Origin of the sequence: Acinetobacter johnsonii ANC 3681, assembly GCF_000368805.1 — a bacterium.
Lineage (GTDB): Bacteria > Pseudomonadota > Gammaproteobacteria > Pseudomonadales > Moraxellaceae > Acinetobacter > Acinetobacter johnsonii.
Genome location: NZ_KB849703.1, coordinates 1 through 26132, shown reverse-complemented (window position 1 = coordinate 26132; position 26132 = coordinate 1). Strand labels below are relative to the sequence as shown.

The window sequence follows — 26132 nt, the reverse complement described above, 5'->3', positions numbered from 1 at the left end:
ATATCGGTATGGCCTCGGCTTAAGTGGATAGCCAGCTAATCAACATCGATCTGCTAAAGTCCTAAAAAAATGACCGATTGTGTTGTAGTATTGAGCACAATATTTTTAGCTATTTGATATGACCCTATGTCAGAGAACAAGCCTGCATTATCGACACGTTATTTCCTCACTTTAGAAGAGTCCCAAGATGGTTTTGCCTTAGCGACCTTTGGTAAAAAGCAAATGACGCGTTTTATCACGCCGTTGATTAGTGTCGGGATTATTGTGTGGGGCTTTATGCTCGGCTTTTCAGGTGTCGGTCGCTACTATGTGGCGTTGGGCATATTCTTCCTAGTTTTACAAATTCTCATGCGTTATTGGTTTCTGCCGATGATGTTTAAGCGCCAATTTGTGAAATATCAGTTTGGTAAAAGTGAGCAAGGCATCGACTTATACCAAGATTATGCGGAAATTTATGCCAATGGTCGCAAGCAAGTGGTCCATTATAATGAAGTGCAAAAGTTTGCCAGTGGCAAGTTGACCTATATGCTTGAGCTGAAAAACCGTACTGTGGTGATTGTACCTAAGCGTGCGTTGGCCGATAGTGCGGATCAAGCAAAATTTGAAAATACTTTCAAAAAATAAGCATTTTGTTCCATAACACCATCAAAAAATCAGAGGAAGATCATGAGTACACGTCCATCTAAAATTGTCTGTGTCGGTCGTAGTTATGCAGACCATGCCAAAGAATTAGGCAATGCGATTCCTGATCGTCCGGTTTTATTTATCAAACCACCGAGCAGTTTGCTCAGTTTAGATGCGGGCATCTCTTGGAATCCTGCATGGGGCAGCTGCCATTATGAATGTGAACTGGTTTTACGCATTGACCAACGCCTAAGCAAAGCAACAGATCCAGCTCAAGCCCTGCAAGCGGTAGGGGCTGTAACTTTAGGTTTGGACTTAACCTTACGTGACTTACAAGATGACTTGAAAACCAAAGGCCAGCCTTGGGAACGTGCCAAAGCCTTTGATGGTTCGTGTGTACTGGCAGACTGGGTTGCTGTTTCCGATGTGGTACAGGACTGGGATGATGTGCACTACAGTTTTCATGTCAATGATGAGCTGCGCCAAGCGGGCAACACTGCACACTTAATTTTTGACATTGGCACCTTGCTGGCCGACATTAGCCAAGTCTTCACTTTGGAAGCAGGCGATGTGGTCATGACAGGGACACCTGCTGGGGTCGCTGCATTACAGGCGGGTGAGCAGTTGAAAATGACCCTAAAAGGTAAAAACCAAGACTATTCTTGGAATACCTTTGTTAAAGCTTAATTTACAGGCTTTCAAACCCCATCATTCAAAAAGATCACTTCGGGGATCTTTTTTTTTAGTGTTATTGGTGGCTATGGTACAGTTTACGGAACTGATCGGGGGTATATACCATCCAGCGTTTAAACATATTAATAAAGGCCGATGCATTGGCATAGCCCAAATCCAGCGCGATACTTTCGACCTTTTTTCCTTTTGTCAGCATACTCATAGCTTTCATGACTTTTAAGCGCTGTCGCCATTCATTCAAGGACATGCCAAGTTCTTTTTGACTATAACGTGCCAGTGTGCGTTCAGTCATATTGTGCTGTACTACCAGTTGTTGCAAAGAACTGTTGTCCGCAGGATGTAGATGTAAAAAATCTAAAATACTTTTCAGGGTCGGGTGTTCAGAGTGCGGTAAATAGCTACTGACCAATTCTGCATGGTGTAATTGGTCAAGCAAGACATAGAGTAAGCGTATATGTTCAGGTGCATCATCTGGCAAGCTATGTTGTCTCAAATGCTTAAATAGTGCCGAGACCAAAGGTGAGCTGAGCATAATACCGGCTTGTTGAGGCAGATGAGTGCATAAGCTTTCATGGATATACAAGGTGCCATGTGAAACATCGGTACGATTTAAGCTGCTATGGGCTACATTGGGTGGAAGCCAAATGCCATAAGGTGGCGGGGTAAGGTAGTCAATCTGGTTGATATTCACCTCCATCACGCCATTAAAGGCATATACAAATTCGCCCCATGCATGTCCATGCACAGGATAAACCGACTGCGCGGGGTCTTCGCGAAAGCTGATCCATAATAATTTATCAATATGATCATTGGTCGGTAATTGTTTGAGTTGCGCGCTCTTTTTTTGTTGTCGTTGGGGCATGGCTGAAATTGCCTGAATAAGAAGATCTCTTGTCTGTTTTAAATTATATGTTTTATTTCAGACAAATCTATAGTGAGCTTTGATCTTTTTCAGTGGAGCAGGTCGTGAGTAGTCGTCAAGCGCTGGACAGTAAAGCTTCAGGGATTATGTTTGGGCTGTGTATTTTGTGGGGATTACAACAAGTGGTGTTAAAGCTTGCTGCCCCCGATATTTCTGCAGTGATGCAAATTGCGCTTCGCTCAGGTTTATCTGCGTTGATGGTTTACCCCATGATCAAGTTGGCAAAGGGCACATCTTTGTGGGGGCGAGACTACTTACCCGCAGGAATTTTAGTTGGGCTTTTATTTGCAGCAGAATTTTTTCTGGTCGCGCAAGCTTTACGTTTTACCTCAGCGGCGCATACCGTGGTTTTGCTTTATACCGCGCCTATTTTTGTAGCATTGGGTTTGCACTGGAAGCTGCCTTCAGAACGTTTATCACTTATCCAGTGGTTGGGCATTGCATGTGCATTTTTCGGGATCGTGATTGCATTTTTATTTCGCCCTGCAGCTTCGCAAGCAGCCGCAAGTTCTGCACTTTGGGGCGATGCTTTAGCACTCTTGGCAGGGGTATTGTGGGCAGCCACAACTATTGCAGTTCGGTTGACTAAACTAGCAGAAGCACCTGCGACCCAAACTTTGTTTTATCAGCTCTTTATCGCTTTCTTAGTGTTATTGCCTGTGGCTTTTTTCATGGGACAAGCGACGATTCACTGGTCTGTATTATCCGTTACAAGTTTGCTTTTCCATACCATTGTCGTGTCATTTGCCAGTTATCTGATTTGGTTTTGGCTGTTGAAAAAATATTTGGCATCCCAGTTGGGAGTCTTTTCTTTTTTGACCCCAATCTTTGGGATGTGTTTTGGTGTGGTATTACTCAATGAGCAGCTGGAACTCAACTTTTTGGTGGGAACATGCTTTGTGTTGATGGGGGTAATGGTGGTGAGTTTGCATCATAAAATTAAGCAGTATGTACAGGCATTTAAAATGGCTTTGCAGTAAATACTGAGTTGGCTTGAATCTGCCTTAAATTCAGGGTGAAGGTTGAACTTAAATTGATTTGAGTGAGCTGATAAAAAAAACGTGTCTTGGACACGTTTTTTTTATAGAAGGCTTAAGATTTATCATCAAAAATTGTAGACAGCGGAATAGCGAGTTTAGCCGCCAAGTAATCATCCGATTCTACTACCGCTGGGCCAATTTTTTGCATCCAGACATCATCAGGATGGACATTACCCAAATCTTTACGCTTTGGTAAAGGGTAAGGAAGTTTGCTGTAAAAACTCCAAAAATCGACTTGAGATAAATTACGTACCAGCACATATTGGTTGTCATCGGTACGTTTGACTAAGTTTTGCTGTTCAAGCATAAACACGTAACTCGGCCAACGTCCCAACTCATCCCGCCCTAATACATCTAAAGCTTCATCATCAGAGACACTGAGTCCTTGCTGTTGCTTTTTATAAAACAGCTCCAGCAAATCCAACAGCATAATGACAGGGTGTCGTTTTTGCTCTTTATGGGAGGTAAATGCGGTCAGTGCATAACTAATTTCGACCCCAATCAGGACAATATTCCACGACAGAAAAATCCATAACAGGAAAATGGGAATCGCAGCAAAGGCACCATAAACGACTTCATAACTGGTGAAGTTCGACATAACGAAGCCGAATAAGTTTTTTAGGAGTTCAAACACGACGGCACTAAATAAACCTGCAATCAAAGCTGATTTAATTGGGACATTGCGGTTTGGAATGGTCCAATTCAGAATAAAAAAGCCGACGACGGTTAAGCAGAATGAAATCAGCCACAGGACAAATGCACCATCAAGCTCATAGCCTGCAAAATTATTGCTCAGAACATTGAGGGAAGCCATTGTCGATGAAATGACAAAGGCACTACCGAGTAGAATCGGGCCTAAAGAAATAATGGTCCAATAGCGCATAAAGCCAATAATGCCGCCGCGAGTTTCACGAACACGCCAAATTCGGTTAAAGACCGTTTCAATACTGGTTAGCATCATGACGGTGGTGACGAATAAAAATAAGATCCCGATAATGGTTAAATTACTGGATTTATCGGTAAACGCATTTAAGGCCTTGTCAAAAGCAATCGTGGTTTTCGGTAAAAAATTACTATAGATCAGTTGTTGTAATTGCTGCCGTGCTGGTTCAAGCGCTTTAATTGAGGAAATGATCACCAAAAAAACGGTTAGCATCGGAACGACGGCAAACAGGGTGGTATAGGTTAGTGAACCCGCTTGTTCACGACATCGATCAGCCTCAAAGCGTCGCAGTACAAATAAAACGAACTGAAACCAAGTTTTCTCATAGAAAGGAAGTTTTCTTAAGTACTGTTCTAACATAGGCAAAGTATCTCTTTTGTTTTCTTCATCTTTTCTACATTTTTCACCCTAAGCTTAACCAAAAAATAGGAAAAATACCGTATAGTTTTATTTTTTCTGTCGCCGAACTCTATTCATGCAAACCTATGTTTTAGTTTTATATTACAGCAAATACGGCAGTACCCGTGAAATGGCGCATCTGATTGCAAATGGAATTGAAGCCAGTGGTGTTGCAGTTAAAATTCGAACGGTGCCAAATATTGCGGCTGTGGTGAAGGAAGCAGAGCCGAGTATTCCTGCAGAAGGCGATATTTATTGTAGTTTAGCGGATTTGGAAAACTGTGCAGGTTTGGCACTAGGCTCACCAACTCGCTTTGGTAACATGGCCTCTGAAATGAAATATTTCCTCGACCAGACCACCAGTCTTTGGCTCAATGGAGCTTTGCATGGCAAGCCAGCTTGTGTGTTTACCTCATCAGGTTCGATGCATGGCGGCCAAGAAAGTACTTTATTGACCATGCTGCCACCATTGTTTCATCATGGCATGATGATTCTAGGGTTGAACAATGCCATTCCTGCATTGTCAAATACGAAAACAGGTGGAACACCGTATGGCGCTAGCCATGTCAGCGGGCCTCGACATGATCAGCGCTTAAGCCAAGATGAAAAAGTGCTGTGCGAAGCTCAAGGTAAGCGTCTTGGGGAAGTTGTGAAGAAACTACAAGCCTAGAACATTGAGACATGAAAAAAGCCCATCCATGATGGGCTTTTTATTATTGGGCTGGCGTCAGATGCTACTCTTTGAATTTTGTACCGCACTTGAGACATTTATAGTCAAGAAATACATTTTTATCGACAATCACACCCGCTTTTTTACCAAAATGATGTCCTAAAAAACCACCTGTCACACCAATACTGACCGCACCGACAAAAGTGCCAATGGTACCACCCATAATCACCCCAAGAGGTCCAGCCGCTGCACCGATCGCCGCACCAATAGAGGCTCCAGATGCTGCACCACCGACGGTACCAGCAGTTGCACCTGCCGAACTGAGCAATACGCCCCCAATTTTAGTCAGTTGTTGCTCGTGATTGCGTTTTTCAACATCACTAGAGCCACATTTTGGGCAGAGAGTTGTATTTTCCATAGTCTATTGGCCTATTGGGATACCAGTGATTGAAGCTGGCAGCCGTTTTACGGTGTGGATAACACGTTGCGCAGAACAACCGTGTTTTGCGCTTGAATTTGAAAGATCTAAACAACTGAATCTAGAGTAAATCTTAGTTGAACTTGCAGCAATAATATTTATTAAACTTGTAATTTTCTTGAGTAGTTTATGCTGTGTTTTTAAATATGGTTTAGTTGGCAAAGTGAATTCGGTTTCTTCCTGCTTGCTTGGCACAGTACAAGGCTTTATCTGCACGTTTAAAGACATCCTCTGCATCTGCGTCATGTTTGCCGACTTCAGCAACCCCTATACTGACCGTAAAGCACAGCACTTCTTGCTCATAATGTACTTCCATCGCCTCAATTGTTGAACAGATGCGTTTAAAGACCCGCATGGTTTCATCACCCAAGCAAGCGGGTAAAATAATCGCAAATTCCTCACCCCCAATACGGGCTAAAAAGTCTTCGTCACGCAGTACGCTGCGGATTTTTTTGGTCATCTTTTTCAGCACATGGTCACCTGCGGTATGCCCATAACAGTCATTCAGCTGTTTAAAGTGATCAATATCTAAGATGCCTATCGTAAAGGGCACGCGAGTATGGCTGAAGTGCTGCATGGTTTGATTACTTTCTTGCACAAATACTCGACGGTTAAAGGTTCCTGTGAGTTCATCTGTAGATGCTAAGACAGCCATTTCTTGCACTTGTAAATGCAGTTTAATGTTTAAAGCTAACCATGTGGCGAGGCTCTGTAAAAGAATCGCTTGTTGTAGGGTGTAGTGATATTTACGTTGATCTGCCACATTTAAGGTGCCAATACACACGCCATTGTGAATCATGGGCGCATCCATACAGGTGCCCATGCCATGCTCTGAAAGCATTTTACAATCCAGCTCATCCGACTGAGAGAGGTCATCGCAAATGATCAGTTGAGACTGGGCAAAAACTCGTCCGACAAAAGTCTGCCCAATCGGAATTTTAAAATTCATGGGAATCGCATGATTGCCTGAGATCGAATACAGCTTGAGATATTCTTCAGTATCTTGCAGGGTAATACTGGCTCGATCTGCCTCAAACACGTGAGAAATCCAGTAAGCAATGGTATCTAGAACAGCTTGCAAGGAGTCTGCTTTACTCAAGTCGTGAATGAAGTCTACGGGGAGTTGAATGGAATGCGCGCCATCAAAGCCAGATAATTGGCTTGGGGTAAATGATCGTTCAGTTAATTGATTCTTGTTTATCATTCAATTCGGTATCTCTATAAAATAGTATCCAATTTAGTCTTTGTTTGTTTTGCTCTTAGAAAGTGGACATTACCTTTTAGATTTGATCATGCTATATAAATCGCATTTCTCCAACTTCAATGTGTAATTAAATTGAAAAAAAACGATATTTTTTTACTTTAAATTAAAAATAACCTACAGCGCAAATGTGGCATTTACATGTGGATGACCCGCGGGTCATCTGAGTGACAAAAAAAGAGCACCTGAAGTGCTCTTTTTTGCAGTTAAACGCCGTGATTAGTCACGAACAAATTCAACAGTACCATTTGCCAATGACTTTACGCGTGCCAAAGATTCAACGCGGTAGCCTTTTTCAAGCAAAATGTCACGACCAGGTTGGAATGATTTTTCAATCACAATACCCACACCAACAACTTCTGCTTTCGCTTGGTGAATTAAGTCAATCAGACCCAATGCCGCTTGACCATTGGCCAAGAAGTCATCAATCACGAGGGCTTTGTCTGCTGAGCTGATGTGCTTATTTGAAATTGCAATCGTGCTTTCGGTTTGTTTGGTAAACGAAAAGACTTTTGAGCGGTAAAGGTCATCTTTTAAGGTTAAAGATTGGTATTTACGCGCAAAAATAACGGGCACGCCCAGTTCTAAACCTGCCATGATTGCAGGTGCGATACCTGATGCTTCAATCGTGATGATTTTAGTGATGCCTGCATCTTTAAAACGAGCAGCAAATTCTTTACCGATTAATTGCATCATAACCGGATCAATTTGGTGGTTTAAGAAAGCATCAACTTTCAGAACTTCATCAGATAGAACGATACCTTCGCTTAAGATTTTCTGTTCTAGTGCGTACACGGGAGAATCCTCTAGGGGCAGGTGCTTTTTCAAGCAAAAGCGTATTTTAGGAAGCACCTGAAAAAATGCAAGTAAAATTCGTCAAAATGACTAATTGCTTGCACCTTTATAACCCGTTAATAGCAATCCATAGGATGTTTTCTTATCCACATGGCTGACTTTGACTGGAAGGTAGTCCAATTTAGGTGCTAACCAGAAAATGGTTTCGCGGCCAGGTTTGTCATGTTTCATGACCACTTTAATGGTGTCAAAGGTCCCATAATCGGTTTTGATTGACTCAGAACCTTGCTTCACAAATTTACGTGCTTCGACTTCTTTGGCATCGGCCAAATAATAAGTCGATTTTAAACCACCATTTTTGATGTCTTCACGAAGTTGTAATTCAGCATTCAGTTCATCCAGTACGCCAGCTTTCCAAGCGAAAGAACGCGTTTCTTTGTCTTTCTTGGTATTGATGGTTTTTGCCGCTGGATTGAAGTTAATACTCATGGTGTTGTTATGCACCAAAATTTTACTACTACGGCTAAAGCTGCTGGACTGAATTTGTTTACCATTAAAACTAAAGCGACTACTTTCGGTTGCAGAGGCGATACCACCAGCTTTGGCTGCAAAGACATAGTTCCAGTTGTTGCCCGATTTCGATAACGTACGCGTCGCTGAGCCCATGTTTTTGCCATTATAGTTAAATTGATAACTGGCCTGGAATGGACTCATGGCAAAGGTTTGACTTGAGAAACCGACAAAGAGCAAGGTGCTGACACCTGTTGCCATTGCGACTGTTTTCAACATTGATTTAGCCATAAGAAAAAGTTTCCTATTCAGTTGTAGGCACAAATTTTTTGCATAGAAATATTATGCACGTTGATTATGAAGAAAAAATTCGAAACATAGGGCAAACTGTAGTTTTATGTTTCTTTTACCCACCTTAAGTCACATTTTAGTCGCAGCATCCCGAGTTATTTTTGTCGAATTGGCGAGACCGTGCTTTCGTCTAGATTGGGTTCAATCAAGTCATCGATAGAGGTTTGCGAAAACTTATTGAACAATGCCGTTAAGTTGACATTACCGATCACCACCAATTCTGCTTCACGCAATACGGCATGATTGACATGGACTTTACCTAAGGTATCGATAATAGAACGATTTTTTCCTAACCAGCGATTCAGATCCAAATGCAGTAGATCATCTTTGACTTTAATCACATTTAGTTTTTCTAAAATCATGCCTAAGGGGTCTTGGTTCAGGACTTTTTGATAAAAGAATAGGGCACAGCGCACACCCATTTTATGAAATACCGTTGGGTATTCAGCATCCAGCACACTGGTGTCACTGATTTGCTCAAATACGATCAACTGCGTTTTTTTATTTAACTCCATTTGTGCCAGTTTCAAATCTACCGAAAGCGTGAGTTTGAGCCCGTTATAGTCGAGCGTGGCATATAAGCGTAACCAATCATCATGTAAGTCGGCATGCAGGTCTTTCAACATTCTCACGTTGTCGGTCACAAAACGCTGAAAAGTGGCATTTAAAAAGACTTGAGACATTGGAAACTCGCGCTCATCCTCAATAAATCCTTCCGCCTTTTGATAAACTTGGCGTAAACGATTTGAAATGTTGGAAATAAGCGTTTGCATAAGAGGCGTCCTAGCTAATCAACGTGTTTGAGCGATCAGATCTCTGGTCGAAATGTTTGAAAAATACTGCTCATGAACCTTGCAGTTTAGCAAAATTAATTGCACCATTTTCATGATTTTACGAAACAGTGAATCTAAAGGGCACAAGGTCTCATTCTACGCAATAAAATGAAGACTGTGTCTATTTTATACTGCGCGTATGCGCTTTGGGGAACAAGACAAATTGTCGGTTTGGTGTGATGCTTAGAAAAATAAATGTAATGCCTTTGGCTCATGATTGGTGGAAAGACCCAATTTTTACAGCGACCGTCGTACTGGCGGTATTTTTGCATCTCGTGATTTTGACTTTGCAATTTGCGATGCCTCAAGAAAATGATGCGGCAGTGAAAGAAATTGCCGTTACTTTGCGTCCTTCAGATAAAAAAATTGAAAATGCAGATTTTTTAGCGCAGGCCGATCAACAAGGTTCAGGGACCTTTCGTGAGTCACATCGCATGTCGAGTGACATGCCCGCACCGATGCTTGAGCAAAGTACAGGGGAACAGCAGCGCGAGACTTTAGAGCAGATCCAACAAAAACGTGAGCTGAATTTTGAAGAAAAACTGTTGATGACGACTTTAAGCTGGCAAAAACAAGCTGAGGATAATCAGCGCAAAAAAGCCATGGACGAAATGAACAGTCAGTTTCAAGCCAAAGCAGCAATGGTGGCCAGCCTTGAAGCGCAATATTTACAACGCCAACAAAACTTTAGCCGTCAGCAAAAAATTAAAACAGTCGATGGTATTCAAGCCAAGCAAGATATTTCGGCTGCCTATCTTGAAAAGTTCCGTCAGAAAGTCGAGTTTTATGGCAACCGTTACTACCCAGAAGCAGCTAAACAGCAGCGGCTGGCGGGTGAAGTGCGTTTAATGGTGATTCTAAATGCATCAGGAGGTATCCGCGCCATTCGCCTGATTGATAGTTCAGGCCATGAGATGCTCGATGAGGCTGCAAAAGCCTCGGTACGTAAAGCTGCACCATTTGGTGGATTTGATGCCAAAATGAAGGATATTTCTGAGTTACGCATTGTGCGTACATGGCGTTTTGATCCAGCAGAGGCAGAGTTTGAAGTGCACTGAGCTGTGCACTTTTTTACGTAAAATTATTATAATTAATTTAAATTTAATAAAATTTTAAAAAACAACATGTTATTTATTTGTTTTGGTTTTTAATTATTTTAAACAATAAAAAACAACAAATTAGGTTTACTTCTTAAAACTTGAATTGATAATAAAAATAATTATCATTTGCGGTGTATTTTTTGTTAAATATTTTTAAGCATTGAGACATCTTTCTTTATAGCGAAGCGATGGGGTGAGAGCGTGCATGCCTTTAAATATTCGATCCCTGTTATAAGGACATAGTTTTATGTACAACTCTCCAACGTTAAATCGCTTCAAAGTTAGCCCACTGATGTTGGCTATGGCGGCAGCAACGGTATTTCTCCCGACGTTGGTATCTGCAGCAGCAATAGACAATGAAAGCACCCAGCTTGAAACCATCACTGTTCAGGCTGAGGAAGAGAATCCAGCCGTAACAGAAGGAACAAAGAGTTATACGGCTAAGAGTGCAAGTACTTCGACCAAATTAAATTTGTCGCTTCGTGAAACACCGCAGTCGGTTAAAGTTTTAACCCGCGAGTATTTAGATGATGCAAATATTAATTCTTTCCAAGATATGTTGAACAGCGTGACAGGAGTCACTACCAATCGCTGGGATGAACGTCAATATCCGACAGCACGTGGGTTTGATGTGGATTACTATTTATTTGATGGTGTTCCGAGTTCGTCTGAATTGGACATTGCAAGTGATCCAGACCTGAGTATGTATGATCGTGTGGAATTGGTGAAAGGCGCTAATGGGCTAATGACAGGTGCGGGTAATCCCTCGATTGCGATTAACATGGTGCGTAAACATGCCAATGCAAAAGAGTTAACGGGGACATTAAGCAGCTCTTATGGTTCGTGGAATGCATGGAATAGCATGGCAGATATTTCTGCACCTTTAAATGCGGATGGTACTGTGCGTGGGCGAGTTGTTGTTAAACATGAAAGCACAGACTCTTTCGCAGATTTGTACGAAAAAGAAAATAATTTATTTTATGGCGTGCTTGATGCAGATCTGACCGATAGCACATATGTGTCAGTTGGTGCAAGTTATCAGGAACTTGATCGTTCAGGCATTAAATGGGGGGGGGTACCTGCATTTTATAATGATGGTTCGCTAACAGATTTTGATCGTGATTTAACGGTAACCAGTGATTGGACCTATTGGAATACCAATACAACTACAGCATTTGCCCAGTTTAAGCAGAAGTTATTTAATGATATTACGTTGAATGTTAATTATGATTACCGCGAAATTGATGCAGAGACAGCATTATTATATCTGTGGTCCGAATCTGTAGATAAAGCAACCAATAGCAGTGGCGGGTTATATCCATACACAGATACTTCAAAGACTACGCAAAATAATGCAGATGTTTATATTTCTGCACCTTTCACTTTGGGTGGCCTACAGCAAGAGGTTGTTGCTGGATTTATGTATAACCAAAGTGAGCTGACTGACCGTTATTATGGATCACCAACTTTAGATAATGGAACGATTGATTTTAATAATTTTACGCCATCAAAAATTATTGGATCCATTAATAATAATGTCGCAAATCCATCTAATAAAACCACGCAAACAGGGGCTTATCTAGCAGGTAAGTTCACTTTGTTAGAGCCTTTAAAGTTAGTAACAGGTGTACGTGTATCTAACTGGGAGTATGAAAGTGAGGATGGCAATGGCAATCGTAAATATAATAATAAAGTGACGCCATACGCAGGATTGATTTACGACTTCTTAGAAGATTACTCATGGTATGCAAGTTATACCGAGATTTTTAAACCAGAAAATAAGCAAGACGCGAATCAGCAATATCTTGACCCACGTGAAGGTAAAAGCTATGAAACGGGCTTGAAGGGAGAGTTTTTTGACAAACAACTTAATGCATCAATGTCGGTATTTTTAACCCAGCAAGATAATGTGGCTGAGAAAATTGGATCAATTAAGATTGGCGATGAATTCAAAGATGTCTATAGCAGTACAGATAGTGTAGAGAGTAAAGGGTTTGAAATAGAACTAGATGGTAAAATTACCAATAACTGGGACATGAGTTTTGGTGTCGCTCATTTTAATGCCGAAGATGCGAATGGCAAAAAAGTACAAACGACTGCTGCGAGAACTTCAGCCAATCTATTTACCAAATATACACTCGATAAATGGAGTTTAGGTGGTGGCTTAAACTATAAGAGCGAGGCATATAAAGATGAGGCTGCGGGGCGCATTACGCAAGATGCCTATGTGTTGGCGAACTTGATGGCAGCTTATCAAGTTGATCAAAATATTAAACTTCAACTGAATGTGAACAATTTGTTTGATGAGAAATATTACGAAGGCTTAGGTAAAAATAGTATGGTATATGGTGCACCACGTAATGCAACGCTAACTTTCCGCTATCAATTCTAAAAATCTTGAGAAATACAGAAACAGCTTATTAATAGCCGTTTTTTATTAAAATGTGGATAAGTCTCGGCTTATTCACATGCTATCTTGACTTGAGTAAGCATGTTCTCATTTTCAGACTTAAATGGCCGTATATTGGTTTTAAGTTGTTATGCTATTTGGGTTCGCTCAGTTTATTGGGTTGCGCGGACATAGGCCCCGTCTTGACGCCCACCGATCCAAGTCACAGTTAAATGAGACTCTTCCACATCTAGGCGGCTAGGAAAGATTTCTAAATGCTTGCTATATTTCGGCAGTGCCTTTAAACCAATGCAGTTGCCATTTTTCCACCATGTCCCCTCAGCATATTGATCTAAAGAGCCGACAGCTAAGTACCATTTAAATTTACCGTTGGTCTCTAGTAAAAGCTCGGAACCGACCTCCATAACACCCTGCAAATAATAATGTCCAGCCCACGCCTGAGCAGTGTCTTGAAACTTCACTTCTTGACAGGATGTTTGATTTTTATCATTGCTCTTGGCATAAAGTGGTGTAGTGCAAGATAGGGTGATAATGCAGAGTAGTTTTGAAATTGGTGTATGCATTTTTATAATCTCTTCATCTATTTTTTCATCTTGTATTATTTTTAGCATAAATAAACCCGACACATCGAGATGAATCGGGTGAGTTGTTTCAGATCTAATAGCTATTGTTCTAAATAAGGATTTTCAAAACCGAGTTTAGCCAAAATTTCAATTTCGATACCTTCCATTTCTTCAGCATCTGCTTCTGACGTTTCATGGTCATAGCCCATGAGGTGCAAAGTGCCATGTACCAACATATGAGTGAAATGCGTCAGTGGCGCTTTGTTTTGTTCTTTCGCTTCCAACAGCACCACAGGAATGCAAATGACCAAATCACCAATAGGAAATGAGTCAAGAATTTGCGCCATTTCATCGGGTAAGTCGCTCGGGAAAGACAACACATTGGTTGATTTATCTTTGCCGCGATATTCCAAATTCAATTTATGACTTTCGTCATGGTCGACACAAGCAATGCCAATTTCACAGTTAGTCTGTGTGCCAATATGACGTAAAACAGTTTCTACAACTTTTTTGATATAGCCACGTTTCAAGACCAACTCAGGTGCTTGAAAGTCCTGTTGTAGAGAAAGACTCAGTTTCAAAATAGATCCTTAAATAATGATATCTGCGGGCATTTTAAAATGCCCGCAGACTTTAACTTAATGCTGAGCATCGGCAGCGGCATCATTTTCAGCCACTAAGGCCTCTTGACGCGCTTTGCGTTCAGCACGCGCTTCAGCAGTTAAGCGATGTTGTTCTGCATCCCATCCCTCATAAGCTTCAACAATTTTTTGCACTAATTGGTGACGTACTACATCACGAGAGTGGAAGCGGGTAATGTGAATTTCTTTGATTTTGTCGATGATGCGTAAAGCATGCGCCAGACCAGATTGCTGACCACGCGGTAAGTCGACCTGTGTGATATCGCCTGTAATCACTGCGCGCGAACCAAAGCCTAAGCGTGTGAGGAACATTTTCATTTGTTCAGGCGTTGTGTTTTGTGCTTCGTCTAAAATCACGAAAGAGTGGTTTAAAGTTCGACCACGCATATAAGCCAGTGGTGCCACTTCAATCACTTGACGTTCAATCAGTTTGGCCACTTTTTCAAAGCCAAGCATTTCATACAAGGCGTCGTAGAGTGGACGCAAATAGGGATCAATTTTCTGGCTTAAATCACCCGGTAGGAAACCAAGTTTTTCACCTGCTTCAACGGCAGGGCGAACTAATAAAATTCGTTGAATTTCATTGCGTTCTAGCATATCGACTGCGGCTGCAACTGCGAGATAGGTTTTACCTGTACCCGCAGGTCCAATACCAAAAGAAATATCGCTTTGTAGAATACGCTGCACATAACGCTTTTGGTTGGCACCACGTGGATTGATACGACCTTTACGGGTTTGGAGCCACACTTCATCTAAACCAGTGTGCTCTTGCCCGTCGAGGTCTTCTTGCAATTCACGGTCAGTCTGACTGCCTTGAATCATGAGGTGTAAGGTGTCGGCACTGATTTGTGCCGTATTTTCCGCTTCTTCATGCAGGCGATGGAGCAGACCTTCGGCTCTCTCAACTGCATCCATTTCACCATCGACATAAAATGCATCACCTCGATGGGAAATAGTGACATCTAAACGCTGTTCGATTTGTTTCAAATGACCGTTATAAGCACCGAGCATGCTCTTTAAACGTTCTATTGAAACCCCAGGAAAAGTTACTGTACGTCGAATCGCTGCAGTCAAGAGAATTCCTTTAAGTAGTCAGAATCTATTCCCTTACATTACGCCACGTCAGGCTCAAGATTCAAGAGTTCACCATAAACAAAATTCAAAGTTTTAATCTCTGTCACTTCGATTTCAGCGAAACGTCCGACCCATGCTGCATCACCAATAAAACTCACATAACGAGTGTTATCCGCCGTACCAATCAGTAAGTTTGGATCTTTATCCGAAACTTTCTCGACCAAAACGCGTTGAATGGTGCCGAGCATGGCATCGGTCTTGTCAATACTGGAGCGTTTGATCCATTTTTGAACTTTACTGAGACGCTCTTTTTTCACCTCTTCAGAGGTGGTGTCTTCAAGATCAGACGCAGGTGTACCTGGACGTTTTGAATAAACAAAACTGTAGGAATGGTCGAAGTCCATATCTTTGATGAATTGATAGGTTTCTTCAAAGTGTGCATCGGTTTCGCCCGGGAATCCAATGATGAAGTCACTGGATAAATGCATATCTGGACGGACTTTGCGTAATTTGGCAATTTTGTCGATATACACATCAATGGTGTGGTTACGTTTCATGGCTTGCAGAACATCGTTTGAGCCGCTTTGTACAGGTAAATGTAAATGCGATACCATTTGTGGGAGGTCACGGTAACATTCAATCAAGTCATCATTAAATTCAAGCGGATGTGAGGTGGTGTAGCGTAAACGTCCAATCCCCGGAATTTCTGCTACCAGACGCAATAAGTCTGCAAAAGTACAAATATCGCCTTCGAATGTTTCACCGCGGTAACCATTGACGTTTTGACCGAGCAAAGAAATCTCACGGACGCCTTTTTCGGCTAAGGTCGCAATTTCAGCTAAAACATCATCCAGCGGGCGAGAAACTTCTTCACCACGGGTGTAGGGCACCACACAGAATGAACAATATTTTGAACAACCTTCCATAATTGAAACAAAAGCCTTGTAACCTTCTACACGTGGTTCAGGTAAAAAGTCGAATTTTTCAATATCAGGGAAAGAAATATCCACCAATTTGATTTTTTCTTTCTTGGGTTTTTCGATTTGATCAAAGTGCTGATCCAGCATTTGCGGCAAACGGTGCAAGGTTTGCGGGCCAAAAATCATGTCAACATAGTTGGCACGTTTTTGAATGTTGTCACCTTCTTGAGAGGCCACACAACCACCGACACCAATGATCAGGTCTGGATTTTTGTCTTTCAGCTTGCGCCAGCGACCCAATTCAGAGAACACTTTTTCTTGGGCTTTTTCACGAATCGAGCAGGTATTCATGAGTAGAATATCAGCTTCTTTCGGATCTTGGGTCAGCACATAACCGTGCGAGTCGCCAAGTAAGTCTGCCATACGGTGACTGTCATACTCATTCATCTGACACCCTTGCGTTTCGATATACAGTTTTTTAACTGATCCATCGATGGCTGGGGTGTGCTGTGGCTGGGTAACAGTGTTTTCTGAGGCAGCTTGGGCACTATTTGGAATGAAGGTTTGAACCGTCATGTAGGCTCCTAAGGGGGATAAATCTAGGTTTTTGTGTCTGATCGGTATCTGTGGCGGCGAAAGCAGAGCTTGGCTGGCGACAAAAAAGGACGATCAAACACCATGTGAAATCTACGAAAGGCGCATATTTTAGCAGGAAATCTGAATAAACTTATAGCTTTAAATCTGAAGCTAAAAAGATTGATTTGTGAAGTGAAAATGCAGGAAAATTAATATTGTCTAATCATAAGGTTACATAAGAGAACAATAGAGTCTGTTATGAGTTATTAAACTAATGAAAATGATGAGACGAGACTAGGCAATCCAAAGATGACTGAAGGCAAACCCATGTTAAAACGATTACAGAATAAATATTATCAAGTGTTTGCGTTGGGTGTGGCTGCCTTGGGTCTATCTGCAGCGACACATGCCGCAGATGAACAGTTTAACGATGCCTTGCGTGCAGCAAATGCTGGCAATGTTGGTTTATTACAACAATATCAAAGCAGTATGCAGGGTGATGTGCTGGGCTATTATCCTGAATATTGGGTACTTAACAGTAATTTGGCGTTGCAACCTGCGGCGAACATTGTCAATTTTACACAGCGCTATCCGCAATCTGCCATGGCTGAGAAGTTAGCAGCAGATTACATCGAAGAAAAAGTCAAAATGGCCGACTTTGCTTCCGCGCAGCCAGTATTGGCCTATGTGTCCAATGCAGATCGCGCAGAAAGCTGTGCTATAGCACAAGTCCGTGCCAAGTCTGGCGACCCTTTGGTTTTTGCTGAATATAAAGATGTTTGGCTCACGACCAATTCACAGCCTGAGTCTTGTACGGGGCTAGGGCGCATGATGTTGTCTAGTCCATTGATGACGGAACAAGACAAACAACAACGTTTATGGGCGCAGCTACGTGCAGGGCAGTCAGGTCAAGCGATTGCAACTGCACAAACCATTGGCATGAATCTGTCTTTGGCCCAGCTGAATAGCATTCAAGCCGATCCGCTGAACTATCTCTGGTCCGCACCGAAAGCGTCGGCGGCAGATCAAGCGTATTTAATTTATGCCATTGGGCGCTTAGCCGACAGTGATCTAAATACTGCACTGGCGTCGGTAAAGCGTGCTGCTGAGGGGACACCTGAGTCGGTGCAAAAAGCGTTGTACCGAGCCGTGGGGTATATCGGTGGTACAACCGTCATGAAAAATAATTTTAATGTCGAAGTGTTGCAAGCTTTCGATCGGAGCTATGGTTTAGCACTGAGTGAAGAAGAAGCTGAAATTTATGCACGCCAAGCCATTCGCTTCGGCGCATGGGAGAGTGTCATTCGTGCCATTGATGGCATGAGTGTGACGCAGAAACAAGAAGATCGCTGGCAATATTGGTTAGCCCGTGCTTCAGAACAACGTGGTGATGCAAAATCAAAAGCACTGGCGCGCGAGATCTTCAAAAAATTGTCAGTAGGTGACGATTATCATAACTTATTGGCAAAAGATCGTATTGGTCAGCGTTATCAAACGATTCCAGCAAATACCCAACCGAGCAATACGGATGCACAGCGTTTGAGTCAAGATATTCACTTTAGCCGCGCTTTCGCACTGCGCAACGTCAATGCGCCAGACAATTATGTCAACCGTGAGTGGAACTGGGCAGTTCGACAAGCTTATTTAAAACAAGATGATGGCTTAATTTTGGCTGCTGCCAAACGTGCAACAGAAATGGGATGGTATGACCGAGCGATCTATGCAGCCGATCGAACCGTCAAGCAGCATAACTACAGTTATCGTTATGCCATGCCGCATCAAAGCTATGTGGTCAGCCATAGTCGCAATGCAGGCATAGATCCTGCATGGGCGTATGGGTTAATGCGCCAAGAAAGCCGATTTGTTACCCATGCTCGCTCGCATGTCGGGGCAGGTGGTTTGATGCAAATCATGCCGGATACGGCAAAACTGGTCGCTAGACAAATGGGTGAAACCTATAATCCTGCTGCACTGAGTGATATGAATACCAATGTTCGTTATGGCACATTTTACTTGTCCATGATTCAAAGCCAATTAAGCAACAGTCCTGTACTTGCCACAGCAGGTTATAACGCAGGGCCAAATCGTGCGCGCCGTTGGCAGCCTGAAAATCAGCCGATTTCGGCGGATCAATACACAGAAAGTATTCCTCTGACTGAAACTCGCGATTACGTCAAGCATGTCATGAGTAATGCGACACATTATGGTGTTCTGCTTGGACAGGGACCACAGTCGATCACCCAGCGCATGCAAAATATTCCTTTTAGAAGTCAATAATACAGGCATAGACATTTTATGGTTTTGATGTCGTTCCAATCAGTCTTAACGCAAAAGCTTCTGCTGTTGATCAGCAGCGGCATTGCTATGGGATTTTTTGCGACATCAGCCCATGCAACACCAACCGTGTTTGGATATGTGATGGAAGTTCAAATGACACCCGCCGTGTGTTTGTTCGATAGCCAAGGCTCAAAGAAACGGAAATGTTTGGAAGGCTATTCACTCAATATCACAGGTTTGTACCCTGAAACCACGACACGAGAGTGTCAGACCAACTCCTCAGCAGTGCTGTCACCACTTCAGGCCAAAGTGGTGGCGAGAGTCATGCCCGATGAACATGCGCGTCGCCAGTTGTGGGCAGAGATTGGGGGGTGTGTGCCGATGAGTGCCAGTCAATATTTTCGTAACGTGATTAATTATGCAGAACGTTTAAAAATTCCCGCAGATTTGACTTCATCTGAAAATAAAACTGCGCAACTTAATACCTTACGAGGGCAGTTTCAGCGTTTGAACCCCGGACTGCCTGCAAGCGGGTTACGTTTTAGCTGCCGTACTCACCGTCAAACCAATATTTTGACCGAAGTCAAGGTTTGTTATAAACCCAATGGTCAGTACAAAGGCTGTGCAGAGAATATACAAGAAAACTGCCCAAATTCTTTTGCGATCAAGGGTTCTTACTAATCTCTTTCCCTAAATTAATTTATATTTCCTATCATACTTTTGTTGGAATTCATTCTCTTTTACATGCATCTGCCAAAGTATTGGAGTACAATCTTTGCCGTTTATGATTATTAAGATTAGATAGAACAGCTATTTAATCATATAACGTTCCTCAAATGGAGATAAGTACATGAAGCAACCTGTTCGCGTTGCCGTTACTGGCGCTGCTGGTCAAATCGGTTATAGCCTATTATTCCGTATCGCTAGTGGCGAAATGTTAGGTAAAGACCAACCAGTTATTCTGCAATTGTTAGAAGTTCCTTTTGAGAAAGCTCAAGCTGCGCTTAAAGGCGTAATGATGGAATTAGACGACTGTGCTTTCCCATTATTGGCTGGCATGATCGGTACTGATGATCCAAAAGTTGCATTTAAAGATGCTGACTACGCGTTATTGGTTGGTTCACGTCCACGTGGTCCTGGTATGGAACGTGCTGACTTATTGAAAGTGAACGGTGAAATCTTCATCGGTCAAGGTCAAGCACTAAACGAAGTTGCTAGCCGTGACGTTAAAGTGCTTGTTGTAGGTAACCCTGCAAATACAAATGCTTACATCGCAATGAAATCTGCTCCAGATCTTCCAGCGAAAAACTTCACAGCAATGTTACGTCTTGACCACAACCGTGCGTTGACTCAAATTGCTCAAAAAGCGGGTGTTGCTGTAGCAGACATCAAAAACATGACTGTTTGGGGTAACCACTCTCCAACGATGTATGCTGACTACCGTTTTGCAACTGTAAACGGCGAAAGCTTAAAAGACAAAATCAACGATGCTGACTGGAACGCGAATGTATTCCTTCCAACTGTTGGTAAACGTGGTGCTGCGATTATCGAAGCGCGTGGTTTGTCTTCAGCTGCTTCAGCTGCGAACGCTGCTATCGACCATATGCGCGATTGGGCTCTTGGCACAAATGGCGAATGGGTAACGATGGGTATTCCTTCTGACGGTTCTTATGGTATTCCTGAAGGCGTAATGTATGGCGTTCCTGTAACTTGCGAAAATGGCGAATACACACGTGTTGAAGGCCTAGAAATCGATGCGTTCAGCCGTGAGCGTATGGACAAAACTCTTCAAGAACTTGAAGAAGAGCGCGCAGCAATTGCTGACATGCTTAAATAATTAAAAACCGATCTGTTCAAGATCTGTTTTGAAAAAGCACTCCATTTGGGGTGCTTTTTTATATGGGGTATTTATTGAACAAAAAATAACATGCTGTGATGTAGATACAACTGAGCATAGATGGCCAACGGTTTATTCTAAAAGGGCATGATCAGGGCTTGAGGAGAACAATGATGTTTGACCAACAACCGACTTTAGAACTTTTATTTGAACAATTGGGGCTTGATGCGAGTGCAGAAGCAATCGATCAGTTTATTGAAACACACCAACTGACTTCAGACGTTCCATTGCATAAAGCATCCTTTTGGTCAAAAGCACAGCATGACTTCATTATCAGTAATTGGAAAAAAGATGATGAATGGGCAATGGTGGTTGACCTGTTAAATGAACAATTGCATACAGAACATACGCTTTCAGGTTCGTGTCATTTATAATCACAAATTGAAACAACAAACCTAGTTTTATGACTAGGTTTTTTTAGAAAATACATATAAGTTAATTCAATAATAATTGACAATAGTATTGATAAGGAGGCCGAGATGCTCAGTCAACATAAACCATCCTTAGAGCTTTTATTTTCGCAACTGGGACTCGCCAATAGTGCGGCTGCCATCGAGTTGTATATTCGTACGCACCAACTTCCTGCTCATCAATCTTTACACGATGCACCGTTTTGGAATTCCTCACAACGTGCGCTATTAATCAGTCATTTGGTTCAAGATGATGATTGGGCGATTATGGTTGATGAACTCAATCAACAGCTACACCTCGATGCTTATAAACTTCAAACTGCCTAAATTAATTTTATGTCGCCGCCATTTGAATACTGGAATTGACCCATAAAAAAACGCCTGATTTCAGGCGTTTTTTTATTTGTAGATTTTAGTGCAATTTACTTTGCATCAGCTTGATAAACCAATCTTCTTGATGAAGGTCAATAAAAGCGGCATGTTCACGCAGTAAAACGAAATCAAACTCGGTGCTTTTCGCATATTTACCAAGCCAGTGTCGCGCCAATGCCGACTCTTTTCGACTGACCGAAGCATAGGCCAAAAACAGGTAAATATCGCCCTGACCATAGCTGGTCAGCGGTTTTAAAATTTGCTGTGTAATCAAAGCAAAGCGATCTTCTTTGGTGATTTCAAAGTACAGCATATAAGCCTTTGCAAGGTGCAAAGACAAATTGAGGTACAAAGACAGAGGCATTTCCTCAAACTCAATTCGGCCTTGCTCAAGTAATACCACCGCTTCTTGTAAAAAGTGGACTTGCTCTTGGCGCAGTTGGCTCAGTGTGACTAACTGTAAGCGCAAATCAGCACGCTCAAGGGCTAATTCAGGGCTATTGCCTTGTAGGTAGAGTTGATCTGTTTCACCAATACGCTGAATAATTTGTTGACTGCTTGCACGCATCGGTTACATCCTCATCAATTGATGTTCAGTATATGAGGATACTTTTTACAATTTAAAGTCTTTTTGCTTGAATCACAGGATTGTACTGTCACTCCGTAACCATCCAGTAATCGATAAACGTTGATGTTTAGCTTCTAAGACCTCATGCAGTAAGTCACTTTGAAACAATGCAATACGATTCGGTTGGGGTTGTAGCACATGCCAAATATCATTTTTATCTTGCAGATGAAGTTCACCGCCCCAATCGTCTTGCCAGTCTTCGTGTAAATAATAAACCGTAGAAATCATGCGGCCATTTTTGCCTTGAGGATTATCACGGTGCAGGGCATAAAACTCGCCAGCGTTATAGCAAGCAAAATGTGCTTCGACGTCTCGAATACCAAGATAAAAGGCACGATTTAGTTCCTGGCCCAAACTATAAAGGGCTTGAACATGATGATTGGAAATAACGAGCTCGGGATTGAGCCATAAAATGTGATCACTACGGATCTTGCTGATGACACCGTTTTGAATAGCGGCTTCACGAAAGCGGTTTAAGTTCGAAGTACATTCTTCAATGAGTTGATGTACATAGTCATTAGAATAGGCGTCATCAATGATGGCAAAACCATGTTGATCTAAATCATCTAGGATTTGATCAACATTCCAATACTTTGGGAGAAGAACTGCTTCCATTACATTATTAACCTAAAAAAGACAAAGAAAAGCCACGGTTATTCTAGTGTATGAAAGCAATCTGAACGAAACTATTTTTCATGCTAAAATACTCATTGATTTTAGGAATGATAGAAACATGAATTACCGTCACCACTTCCATGCAGGTAACTTTGCAGATGTCATGAAGCATGTCCTTTTGCTTCAGATTTTGACTCGCCTCAATCAAAAAGATAAACCGTATCGTTATATTGATACGCATGGCGGTGCTGGTAAATATGATTTATCAACTTCAGAAGCACAAAAGTCGGGTGAGTTTTTAAATGGTATTCACCGTTTAGTAAAACTTGATGACTCGATTAAACGTAATGCACCTGAGGGTGTTCAGCAGTATTTAAAAATTGTTGAAAAAATGCGTGAAGGTTCAGGTAAAGGCGCTTATCCAGGTTCGCCGTGGTTTGCATTGGAAGGCATACGCGAAATCGATAAAGCCACCATTTTTGAAATGCAGCGTGATGTATTCCAACAGTTGTATTACAACGTTCGTGATAAACGCGCAGGCTTACATGAGCGCGATGCATATGAAGGGCTATTTGGTGTTATTCCACCCAAAGAAAAACGCGGATTGGTGATGATTGATCCACCTTACGAAGTGGAGCGTAAAGATTTCCCTCAATTGGTTGATCTCATAGCGACTGCATATAAAAAATGGCCAACGGGTGTGTTTGCAATTTGGTATCCAATCAAAGACCGCGCCATGATTGACCGTTTTGAAAAGAAAATGATTAAAACCGGTATTCGTCGTCAGTTGATCTGTGAAGTATGTGTTTGGCCAGATGATACTCCAGTGGGCTTAAACGGTTGTGGTCTATTGGTGATTAACCCACCTTGGAAGTTTTCTGAAGATGCAGATGAAGCGCTACAATGGTTATTCCCACATTTGCGTATGAGTGAAAATGGTGGTCATGCTGCTGTTCGTTGGTTAGTTGGCGAATAAAGATAGACTATAAGAGAAAAGGCTACATTAGGATCGACAGAGAATGACAAATATAAATAAACCTGAAAGTGAATCTTCACCCCGCAGTACGCCTACTTTTGATGGGATTACTTTCGAGGTGGAAGAAGAAGAGCACACACAGGAAGGTCAAAAAGTAAAACGTCGAGGTATTTATTTGTGGCCGAACCTGATTACAACGGCAGCGTTGTTGTCAGGCTTTTATTCCATCATTGCCAGTATGAATGGCAACTTCCAGCAAGCGATTTATGCCATTTTCTTGGCAGCGTTATTGGATGGCTTGGACGGTCGCGTTGCACGAGCCATTGGTGCGCAGAGTGCTTTTGGTGAACAGTATGATTCTTTATCTGATCTATTGGCGTTCGGTGTTGCACCCGCTATTTTGATGTATAGCTGGAGTTTGGATTCGCTCGGTCGCATAGGTTTGGCGTGTTGTTTTGTCTACACTGCCTGTGCTGCGTTCCGTCTAGCTCGTTTTAATGTGCAAATTGGTGTGGTCGATAAGCGTTACTTTATTGGTGTAGCTAGTCCACTTGCTGCGATTATTATTATTTCATTGGTTTGGGTCGGACTCGATTTCCCCGAAATTTTTGATATTCGTGAGCGGGGTATTCAAGCCATCAGTGCAGCAGTAATTGTGTCTGTGGGGCTCCTCATGATTTCGAATATTAAATATTATTCATTTAAAACGGTAGATCGTAAACGAGTACCATTTTTTGTCCTTCCTATCGCGGTCTTTATTTTTGCTGCAATAACTTACAATATTCCTGTCGGTATTTTGGTCATTTCCTTGATTTATGCATTATCTGGCTTTATTACTACGTTTTTAGCACGACGTCAGCACAGCCCATCATGAGTTAATGATATGTAGAAGGAGTATGATATGTGGTTGTTTCAAGATTTTCTCGATCAGTCTAAACAACTTAATCAGGCTCCTTCACGGTCACTCCCTGCTTATCATCCGCCCAATAAAAAATATAAAATTATTCATCAAGCTTTAACCATTCCCAATCTTCCTGCACCACTGCATTATTTAAATTTTTTGAGCATGATTGGTCAGCCCAATACGCCTATGTTTCGCAATAATAGTGCAATCAGAACTACACCTTTAGATACTGCTACGGTATTGGCCAGCAGTAGCCCACATATGGCTGGGCAACTGAACCGCTATTCAATTTCTGCGGAATGTTCATTTCAAGAAAAAACATTTAAATTTGCCAACAAAGAACAACTCATGGGAGCGTTCCCAAAGTTTCAAATTCAAAGAAAAGACACAGAATTGAGTTTTGAGATTGAAATTACAACAACGCCGCTGATTTCACATTTCACCAAATTGCGTTTTGGTCTTGCTGAGCATTGGTCTGTATTGTGTCGATGTCAGGGAGAAGTTAAATATAAAGAACAGTGCTTTGACATTGACCAGTTGGGAGCTTTTGAATACGCGCGCAGTATCGACTTTAGTTATTTACCCTTAGCGTTTTTCACATATCAAGTCATTAATCTAGTAGATCAGCGTCAGTTATTGTTAGAACAAATTCGAGATTCGTTTAATCGAATTGTACAGTCACGTATCTATATACGTGATTTACAAAAACAACAAACCCATATGTTTGATCGGATGGTGCGCTTTCAAGTTCATCGTGTTTATCCTGCTGTGAAAACTCCCAATGGGCAAAAAATGTATTTACCGCGAGAGTTTGAATGGCATTATCAAGATGAGCAGGGACATCACATTCATCTTTACGCTCAAAGTCGTGGTGATTTTAAATTTGGTTTGGCTGCGGGTTATGTAGGTAGCTTTAAATATCAACTCAAAATGGATAATTATGAGGAACAGGGCGAAAGTGGTTATTGTGAATATGTGGATTGTCGTGCATTAAAGTGGCAAGAAAAAAAATCACAAGAAAAAAATCGAAATGAAATTGGAGAAATTGTTCCCTTTTCACTCAAGAAATAAGAAAAAAACATCATTTTGCTGAATAAGTAAACAAGTGGAGGTTTTTTTATAAATAATTGAGGGGAAGGGGGTTGTGTTGGATGTGAAATGCTGTAGAATGCACATCCATCGGCGGTGATGTTGATTAAAACTTGTTGAGAAACAAGGATTTAGCCCAAGCGGTAGAATCTGGAAGTCTT

At 41.9% G+C, this 26132-nt stretch carries 27 protein-coding genes; 14 read left to right on the top strand and 13 right to left on the bottom strand.

Annotated features, from left to right (window positions below):
• The first annotated feature begins 126 nt into the window (after positions 1 to 126).
• The gene (locus F946_RS00380; protein WP_004691260.1) at positions 127 to 624 is read left to right on the top strand and encodes a YcxB family protein; all 498 of its coding nucleotides are present in this window, start codon (positions 127 to 129) and stop codon (positions 622 to 624) included.
• A gap of 42 nt (positions 625 to 666) precedes the next feature.
• A complete protein-coding gene (locus F946_RS00375; RefSeq protein WP_004977862.1) occupies positions 667 to 1311 on the top strand; it encodes a fumarylacetoacetate hydrolase family protein in 645 nt (214 codons plus the stop codon).
• A gap of 61 nt (positions 1312 to 1372) precedes the next feature.
• Here the strand turns inward: F946_RS00375 and F946_RS00370 are convergent, their stop codons facing one another.
• Positions 1373 to 2179, bottom strand: coding sequence for an AraC family transcriptional regulator (locus tag F946_RS00370; RefSeq protein WP_004977861.1), 807 nt, complete (start codon positions 2177 to 2179; stop codon positions 1373 to 1375).
• Between the two features lie 104 nt (positions 2180 to 2283).
• Here F946_RS00370 and F946_RS00365 point away from each other — a divergent pair, with 104 nt between their 5' ends.
• Positions 2284 to 3219, top strand: a complete 936-nt coding sequence (locus F946_RS00365; protein WP_004977860.1) for a DMT family transporter — start codon at positions 2284 to 2286, stop codon at positions 3217 to 3219.
• Positions 3220 to 3331: 112 nt separating this feature from the next.
• Here F946_RS00365 and F946_RS00360 read toward each other — a convergent pair whose 3' ends face one another.
• Positions 3332 to 4582: a YihY family inner membrane protein gene (locus F946_RS00360; RefSeq protein WP_004977859.1), complete on the bottom strand. Its 1251-nt coding sequence runs from the start codon at positions 4580 to 4582 to the stop codon at positions 3332 to 3334.
• Between the two features lie 115 nt (positions 4583 to 4697).
• Between F946_RS00360 and wrbA the strand changes: the two genes are divergently transcribed.
• Positions 4698 to 5291: an NAD(P)H:quinone oxidoreductase gene (gene wrbA / locus F946_RS00355; protein ID WP_004977858.1), complete on the top strand. Its 594-nt coding sequence runs from the start codon at positions 4698 to 4700 to the stop codon at positions 5289 to 5291.
• Positions 5292 to 5355: 64 nt separating this feature from the next.
• Here wrbA and F946_RS00350 read toward each other — a convergent pair whose 3' ends face one another.
• The 5 genes from F946_RS00350 to F946_RS00330 all read right to left on the bottom strand — a co-directional run bounded on the left by F946_RS00350 (position 5356) and on the right by F946_RS00330 (position 9459).
• Complete coding sequence (locus F946_RS00350) at positions 5356 to 5709, bottom strand: hypothetical protein (RefSeq protein WP_004977857.1); 354 nt, start codon at positions 5707 to 5709, stop codon at positions 5356 to 5358.
• A gap of 211 nt (positions 5710 to 5920) precedes the next feature.
• Entirely contained in the window at positions 5921 to 6973 is a 1053-nt protein-coding gene (locus F946_RS00345) for a sensor domain-containing diguanylate cyclase (RefSeq protein WP_004977855.1), read from the bottom strand.
• 276 nt (positions 6974 to 7249) lie between these two features.
• Positions 7250 to 7825, bottom strand: coding sequence for a xanthine phosphoribosyltransferase (locus tag F946_RS00340; RefSeq protein ID WP_004691243.1), 576 nt, complete (start codon positions 7823 to 7825; stop codon positions 7250 to 7252).
• A gap of 90 nt (positions 7826 to 7915) precedes the next feature.
• Positions 7916 to 8626 carry a DUF3108 domain-containing protein gene (locus F946_RS00335; protein WP_004691241.1) on the bottom strand — a complete coding sequence of 237 codons (711 nt, stop codon included), beginning with the start codon at positions 8624 to 8626 and terminating at the stop codon, positions 7916 to 7918.
• A 155-nt stretch (positions 8627 to 8781) separates the two neighbouring features.
• Positions 8782 to 9459, bottom strand: a complete 678-nt coding sequence (locus F946_RS00330; RefSeq protein ID WP_004977854.1) for a hypothetical protein — start codon at positions 9457 to 9459, stop codon at positions 8782 to 8784.
• 260 nt (positions 9460 to 9719) lie between these two features.
• On the opposite strand from F946_RS00330, the gene F946_RS00325 reads away from it, so the two are divergent.
• Positions 9720 to 10577 carry an energy transducer TonB gene (locus F946_RS00325; protein ID WP_004977853.1) on the top strand — a complete coding sequence of 286 codons (858 nt, stop codon included), beginning with the start codon at positions 9720 to 9722 and terminating at the stop codon, positions 10575 to 10577.
• 289 nt (positions 10578 to 10866) lie between these two features.
• Positions 10867 to 13011, top strand: coding sequence for a TonB-dependent siderophore receptor (locus F946_RS00320; RefSeq protein WP_004977852.1), 2145 nt, complete (start codon positions 10867 to 10869; stop codon positions 13009 to 13011).
• Between the two features lie 170 nt (positions 13012 to 13181).
• On the opposite strand, the gene F946_RS00315 is transcribed toward F946_RS00320, so the two are convergent.
• From F946_RS00315 to miaB, 4 genes are all read right to left on the bottom strand, one after another.
• On the bottom strand, positions 13182 to 13592 hold the full coding sequence (locus F946_RS00315; RefSeq protein WP_004977849.1) for a hypothetical protein: 411 nt from the start codon (positions 13590 to 13592) through the stop codon (positions 13182 to 13184).
• Between the two features lie 101 nt (positions 13593 to 13693).
• Positions 13694 to 14173: an rRNA maturation RNase YbeY gene (ybeY, locus tag F946_RS00310; RefSeq protein ID WP_004977848.1), complete on the bottom strand. Its 480-nt coding sequence runs from the start codon at positions 14171 to 14173 to the stop codon at positions 13694 to 13696.
• 57 nt (positions 14174 to 14230) lie between these two features.
• Positions 14231 to 15307: a PhoH family protein gene (locus F946_RS00305; RefSeq protein WP_004977846.1), complete on the bottom strand. Its 1077-nt coding sequence runs from the start codon at positions 15305 to 15307 to the stop codon at positions 14231 to 14233.
• A 38-nt stretch (positions 15308 to 15345) separates the two neighbouring features.
• Positions 15346 to 16803, bottom strand: a complete 1458-nt coding sequence (gene miaB, locus F946_RS00300) for a tRNA (N6-isopentenyl adenosine(37)-C2)-methylthiotransferase MiaB (RefSeq protein ID WP_004977842.1) — start codon at positions 16801 to 16803, stop codon at positions 15346 to 15348.
• A gap of 309 nt (positions 16804 to 17112) precedes the next feature.
• On the opposite strand from miaB, the gene F946_RS00295 reads away from it, so the two are divergent.
• The 5 genes from F946_RS00295 to F946_RS00275 all read left to right on the top strand — a co-directional run bounded on the left by F946_RS00295 (position 17113) and on the right by F946_RS00275 (position 21714).
• Positions 17113 to 19080, top strand: a complete 1968-nt coding sequence (locus F946_RS00295; RefSeq protein ID WP_004977839.1) for a lytic transglycosylase domain-containing protein — start codon at positions 17113 to 17115, stop codon at positions 19078 to 19080.
• An 18-nt stretch (positions 19081 to 19098) separates the two neighbouring features.
• Positions 19099 to 19761, top strand: coding sequence for a ribonuclease T2 family protein (locus tag F946_RS00290; RefSeq protein WP_004977836.1), 663 nt, complete (start codon positions 19099 to 19101; stop codon positions 19759 to 19761).
• A 169-nt stretch (positions 19762 to 19930) separates the two neighbouring features.
• Positions 19931 to 20917 (top strand): malate dehydrogenase, encoded by a 987-nt coding sequence (locus F946_RS00285; RefSeq protein ID WP_004691225.1) that lies wholly within the window; start codon positions 19931 to 19933, stop codon positions 20915 to 20917.
• A gap of 173 nt (positions 20918 to 21090) precedes the next feature.
• Positions 21091 to 21351 (top strand): DUF2789 family protein, encoded by a 261-nt coding sequence (locus F946_RS00280; RefSeq protein WP_004977834.1) that lies wholly within the window; start codon positions 21091 to 21093, stop codon positions 21349 to 21351.
• Between the two features lie 105 nt (positions 21352 to 21456).
• Positions 21457 to 21714 (top strand): DUF2789 family protein, encoded by a 258-nt coding sequence (locus tag F946_RS00275; protein WP_004977832.1) that lies wholly within the window; start codon positions 21457 to 21459, stop codon positions 21712 to 21714.
• A gap of 85 nt (positions 21715 to 21799) precedes the next feature.
• Here F946_RS00275 and F946_RS00270 read toward each other — a convergent pair whose 3' ends face one another.
• Entirely contained in the window at positions 21800 to 22327 is a 528-nt protein-coding gene (locus F946_RS00270) for a hypothetical protein (protein ID WP_004977826.1), read from the bottom strand.
• Positions 22328 to 22399: 72 nt separating this feature from the next.
• Positions 22400 to 23002 carry a 2OG-Fe(II) oxygenase gene (locus tag F946_RS00265; protein ID WP_004977825.1) on the bottom strand — a complete coding sequence of 201 codons (603 nt, stop codon included), beginning with the start codon at positions 23000 to 23002 and terminating at the stop codon, positions 22400 to 22402.
• A 118-nt stretch (positions 23003 to 23120) separates the two neighbouring features.
• On the opposite strand from F946_RS00265, the gene F946_RS00260 reads away from it, so the two are divergent.
• From F946_RS00260 to F946_RS00250, 3 genes are read left to right on the top strand one after another with little or no spacing between them, the layout of a single operon-like run.
• Positions 23121 to 23978 carry a 23S rRNA (adenine(2030)-N(6))-methyltransferase RlmJ gene (locus tag F946_RS00260; protein ID WP_004977823.1) on the top strand — a complete coding sequence of 286 codons (858 nt, stop codon included), beginning with the start codon at positions 23121 to 23123 and terminating at the stop codon, positions 23976 to 23978.
• Positions 23979 to 24021: 43 nt separating this feature from the next.
• Entirely contained in the window at positions 24022 to 24852 is an 831-nt protein-coding gene (gene pssA / locus F946_RS00255) for a CDP-diacylglycerol--serine O-phosphatidyltransferase (RefSeq protein ID WP_004977822.1), read from the top strand.
• Between the two features lie 27 nt (positions 24853 to 24879).
• The gene (locus F946_RS00250) at positions 24880 to 25953 is read left to right on the top strand and encodes a DUF6670 family protein (RefSeq protein ID WP_004977820.1); all 1074 of its coding nucleotides are present in this window, start codon (positions 24880 to 24882) and stop codon (positions 25951 to 25953) included.
• Positions 25954 to 26132: the final 179 nt, after the last annotated feature.

What these genes read in the sequence shown, in the direction of transcription:
- F946_RS00380 (WP_004691260.1), top strand. Translation starts at nt 127, where the DNA reads ATGTCAGAGAACAAGCCTGCATTATCGACACGTTATTTCCTCACTTTA.
- F946_RS00375 (WP_004977862.1), top strand. Translation starts at nt 667, where the DNA reads ATGAGTACACGTCCATCTAAAATTGTCTGTGTCGGTCGTAGTTATGCA.
- F946_RS00370 (WP_004977861.1), bottom strand. Translation starts at nt 2,179, where the DNA reads ATGCCCCAACGACAACAAAAAAAGAGCGCGCAACTCAAACAATTACCG.
- F946_RS00360 (WP_004977859.1), bottom strand. Translation starts at nt 4,582, where the DNA reads ATGTTAGAACAGTACTTAAGAAAACTTCCTTTCTATGAGAAAACTTGG.
- wrbA (WP_004977858.1), top strand. Translation starts at nt 4,698, where the DNA reads ATGCAAACCTATGTTTTAGTTTTATATTACAGCAAATACGGCAGTACC.
- F946_RS00350 (WP_004977857.1), bottom strand. Translation starts at nt 5,709, where the DNA reads ATGGAAAATACAACTCTCTGCCCAAAATGTGGCTCTAGTGATGTTGAA.
- F946_RS00345 (WP_004977855.1), bottom strand. Translation starts at nt 6,973, where the DNA reads ATGATAAACAAGAATCAATTAACTGAACGATCATTTACCCCAAGCCAA.
- F946_RS00335 (WP_004691241.1), bottom strand. Translation starts at nt 8,626, where the DNA reads ATGGCTAAATCAATGTTGAAAACAGTCGCAATGGCAACAGGTGTCAGC.
- F946_RS00330 (WP_004977854.1), bottom strand. Translation starts at nt 9,459, where the DNA reads ATGCAAACGCTTATTTCCAACATTTCAAATCGTTTACGCCAAGTTTAT.
- F946_RS00325 (WP_004977853.1), top strand. Translation starts at nt 9,720, where the DNA reads ATGCCTTTGGCTCATGATTGGTGGAAAGACCCAATTTTTACAGCGACC.
- F946_RS00320 (WP_004977852.1), top strand. Translation starts at nt 10,867, where the DNA reads ATGTACAACTCTCCAACGTTAAATCGCTTCAAAGTTAGCCCACTGATG.
- F946_RS00315 (WP_004977849.1), bottom strand. Translation starts at nt 13,592, where the DNA reads ATGCATACACCAATTTCAAAACTACTCTGCATTATCACCCTATCTTGC.
- miaB (WP_004977842.1), bottom strand. Translation starts at nt 16,803, where the DNA reads ATGACGGTTCAAACCTTCATTCCAAATAGTGCCCAAGCTGCCTCAGAA.
- F946_RS00295 (WP_004977839.1), top strand. Translation starts at nt 17,113, where the DNA reads ATGACTGAAGGCAAACCCATGTTAAAACGATTACAGAATAAATATTAT.
- F946_RS00290 (WP_004977836.1), top strand. Translation starts at nt 19,099, where the DNA reads ATGGTTTTGATGTCGTTCCAATCAGTCTTAACGCAAAAGCTTCTGCTG.
- F946_RS00285 (WP_004691225.1), top strand. Translation starts at nt 19,931, where the DNA reads ATGAAGCAACCTGTTCGCGTTGCCGTTACTGGCGCTGCTGGTCAAATC.
- F946_RS00280 (WP_004977834.1), top strand. Translation starts at nt 21,091, where the DNA reads ATGTTTGACCAACAACCGACTTTAGAACTTTTATTTGAACAATTGGGG.
- F946_RS00275 (WP_004977832.1), top strand. Translation starts at nt 21,457, where the DNA reads ATGCTCAGTCAACATAAACCATCCTTAGAGCTTTTATTTTCGCAACTG.
- F946_RS00270 (WP_004977826.1), bottom strand. Translation starts at nt 22,327, where the DNA reads ATGCGTGCAAGCAGTCAACAAATTATTCAGCGTATTGGTGAAACAGAT.
- F946_RS00265 (WP_004977825.1), bottom strand. Translation starts at nt 23,002, where the DNA reads ATGGAAGCAGTTCTTCTCCCAAAGTATTGGAATGTTGATCAAATCCTA.
- F946_RS00260 (WP_004977823.1), top strand. Translation starts at nt 23,121, where the DNA reads ATGAATTACCGTCACCACTTCCATGCAGGTAACTTTGCAGATGTCATG.
- pssA (WP_004977822.1), top strand. Translation starts at nt 24,022, where the DNA reads ATGACAAATATAAATAAACCTGAAAGTGAATCTTCACCCCGCAGTACG.
- F946_RS00250 (WP_004977820.1), top strand. Translation starts at nt 24,880, where the DNA reads ATGTGGTTGTTTCAAGATTTTCTCGATCAGTCTAAACAACTTAATCAG.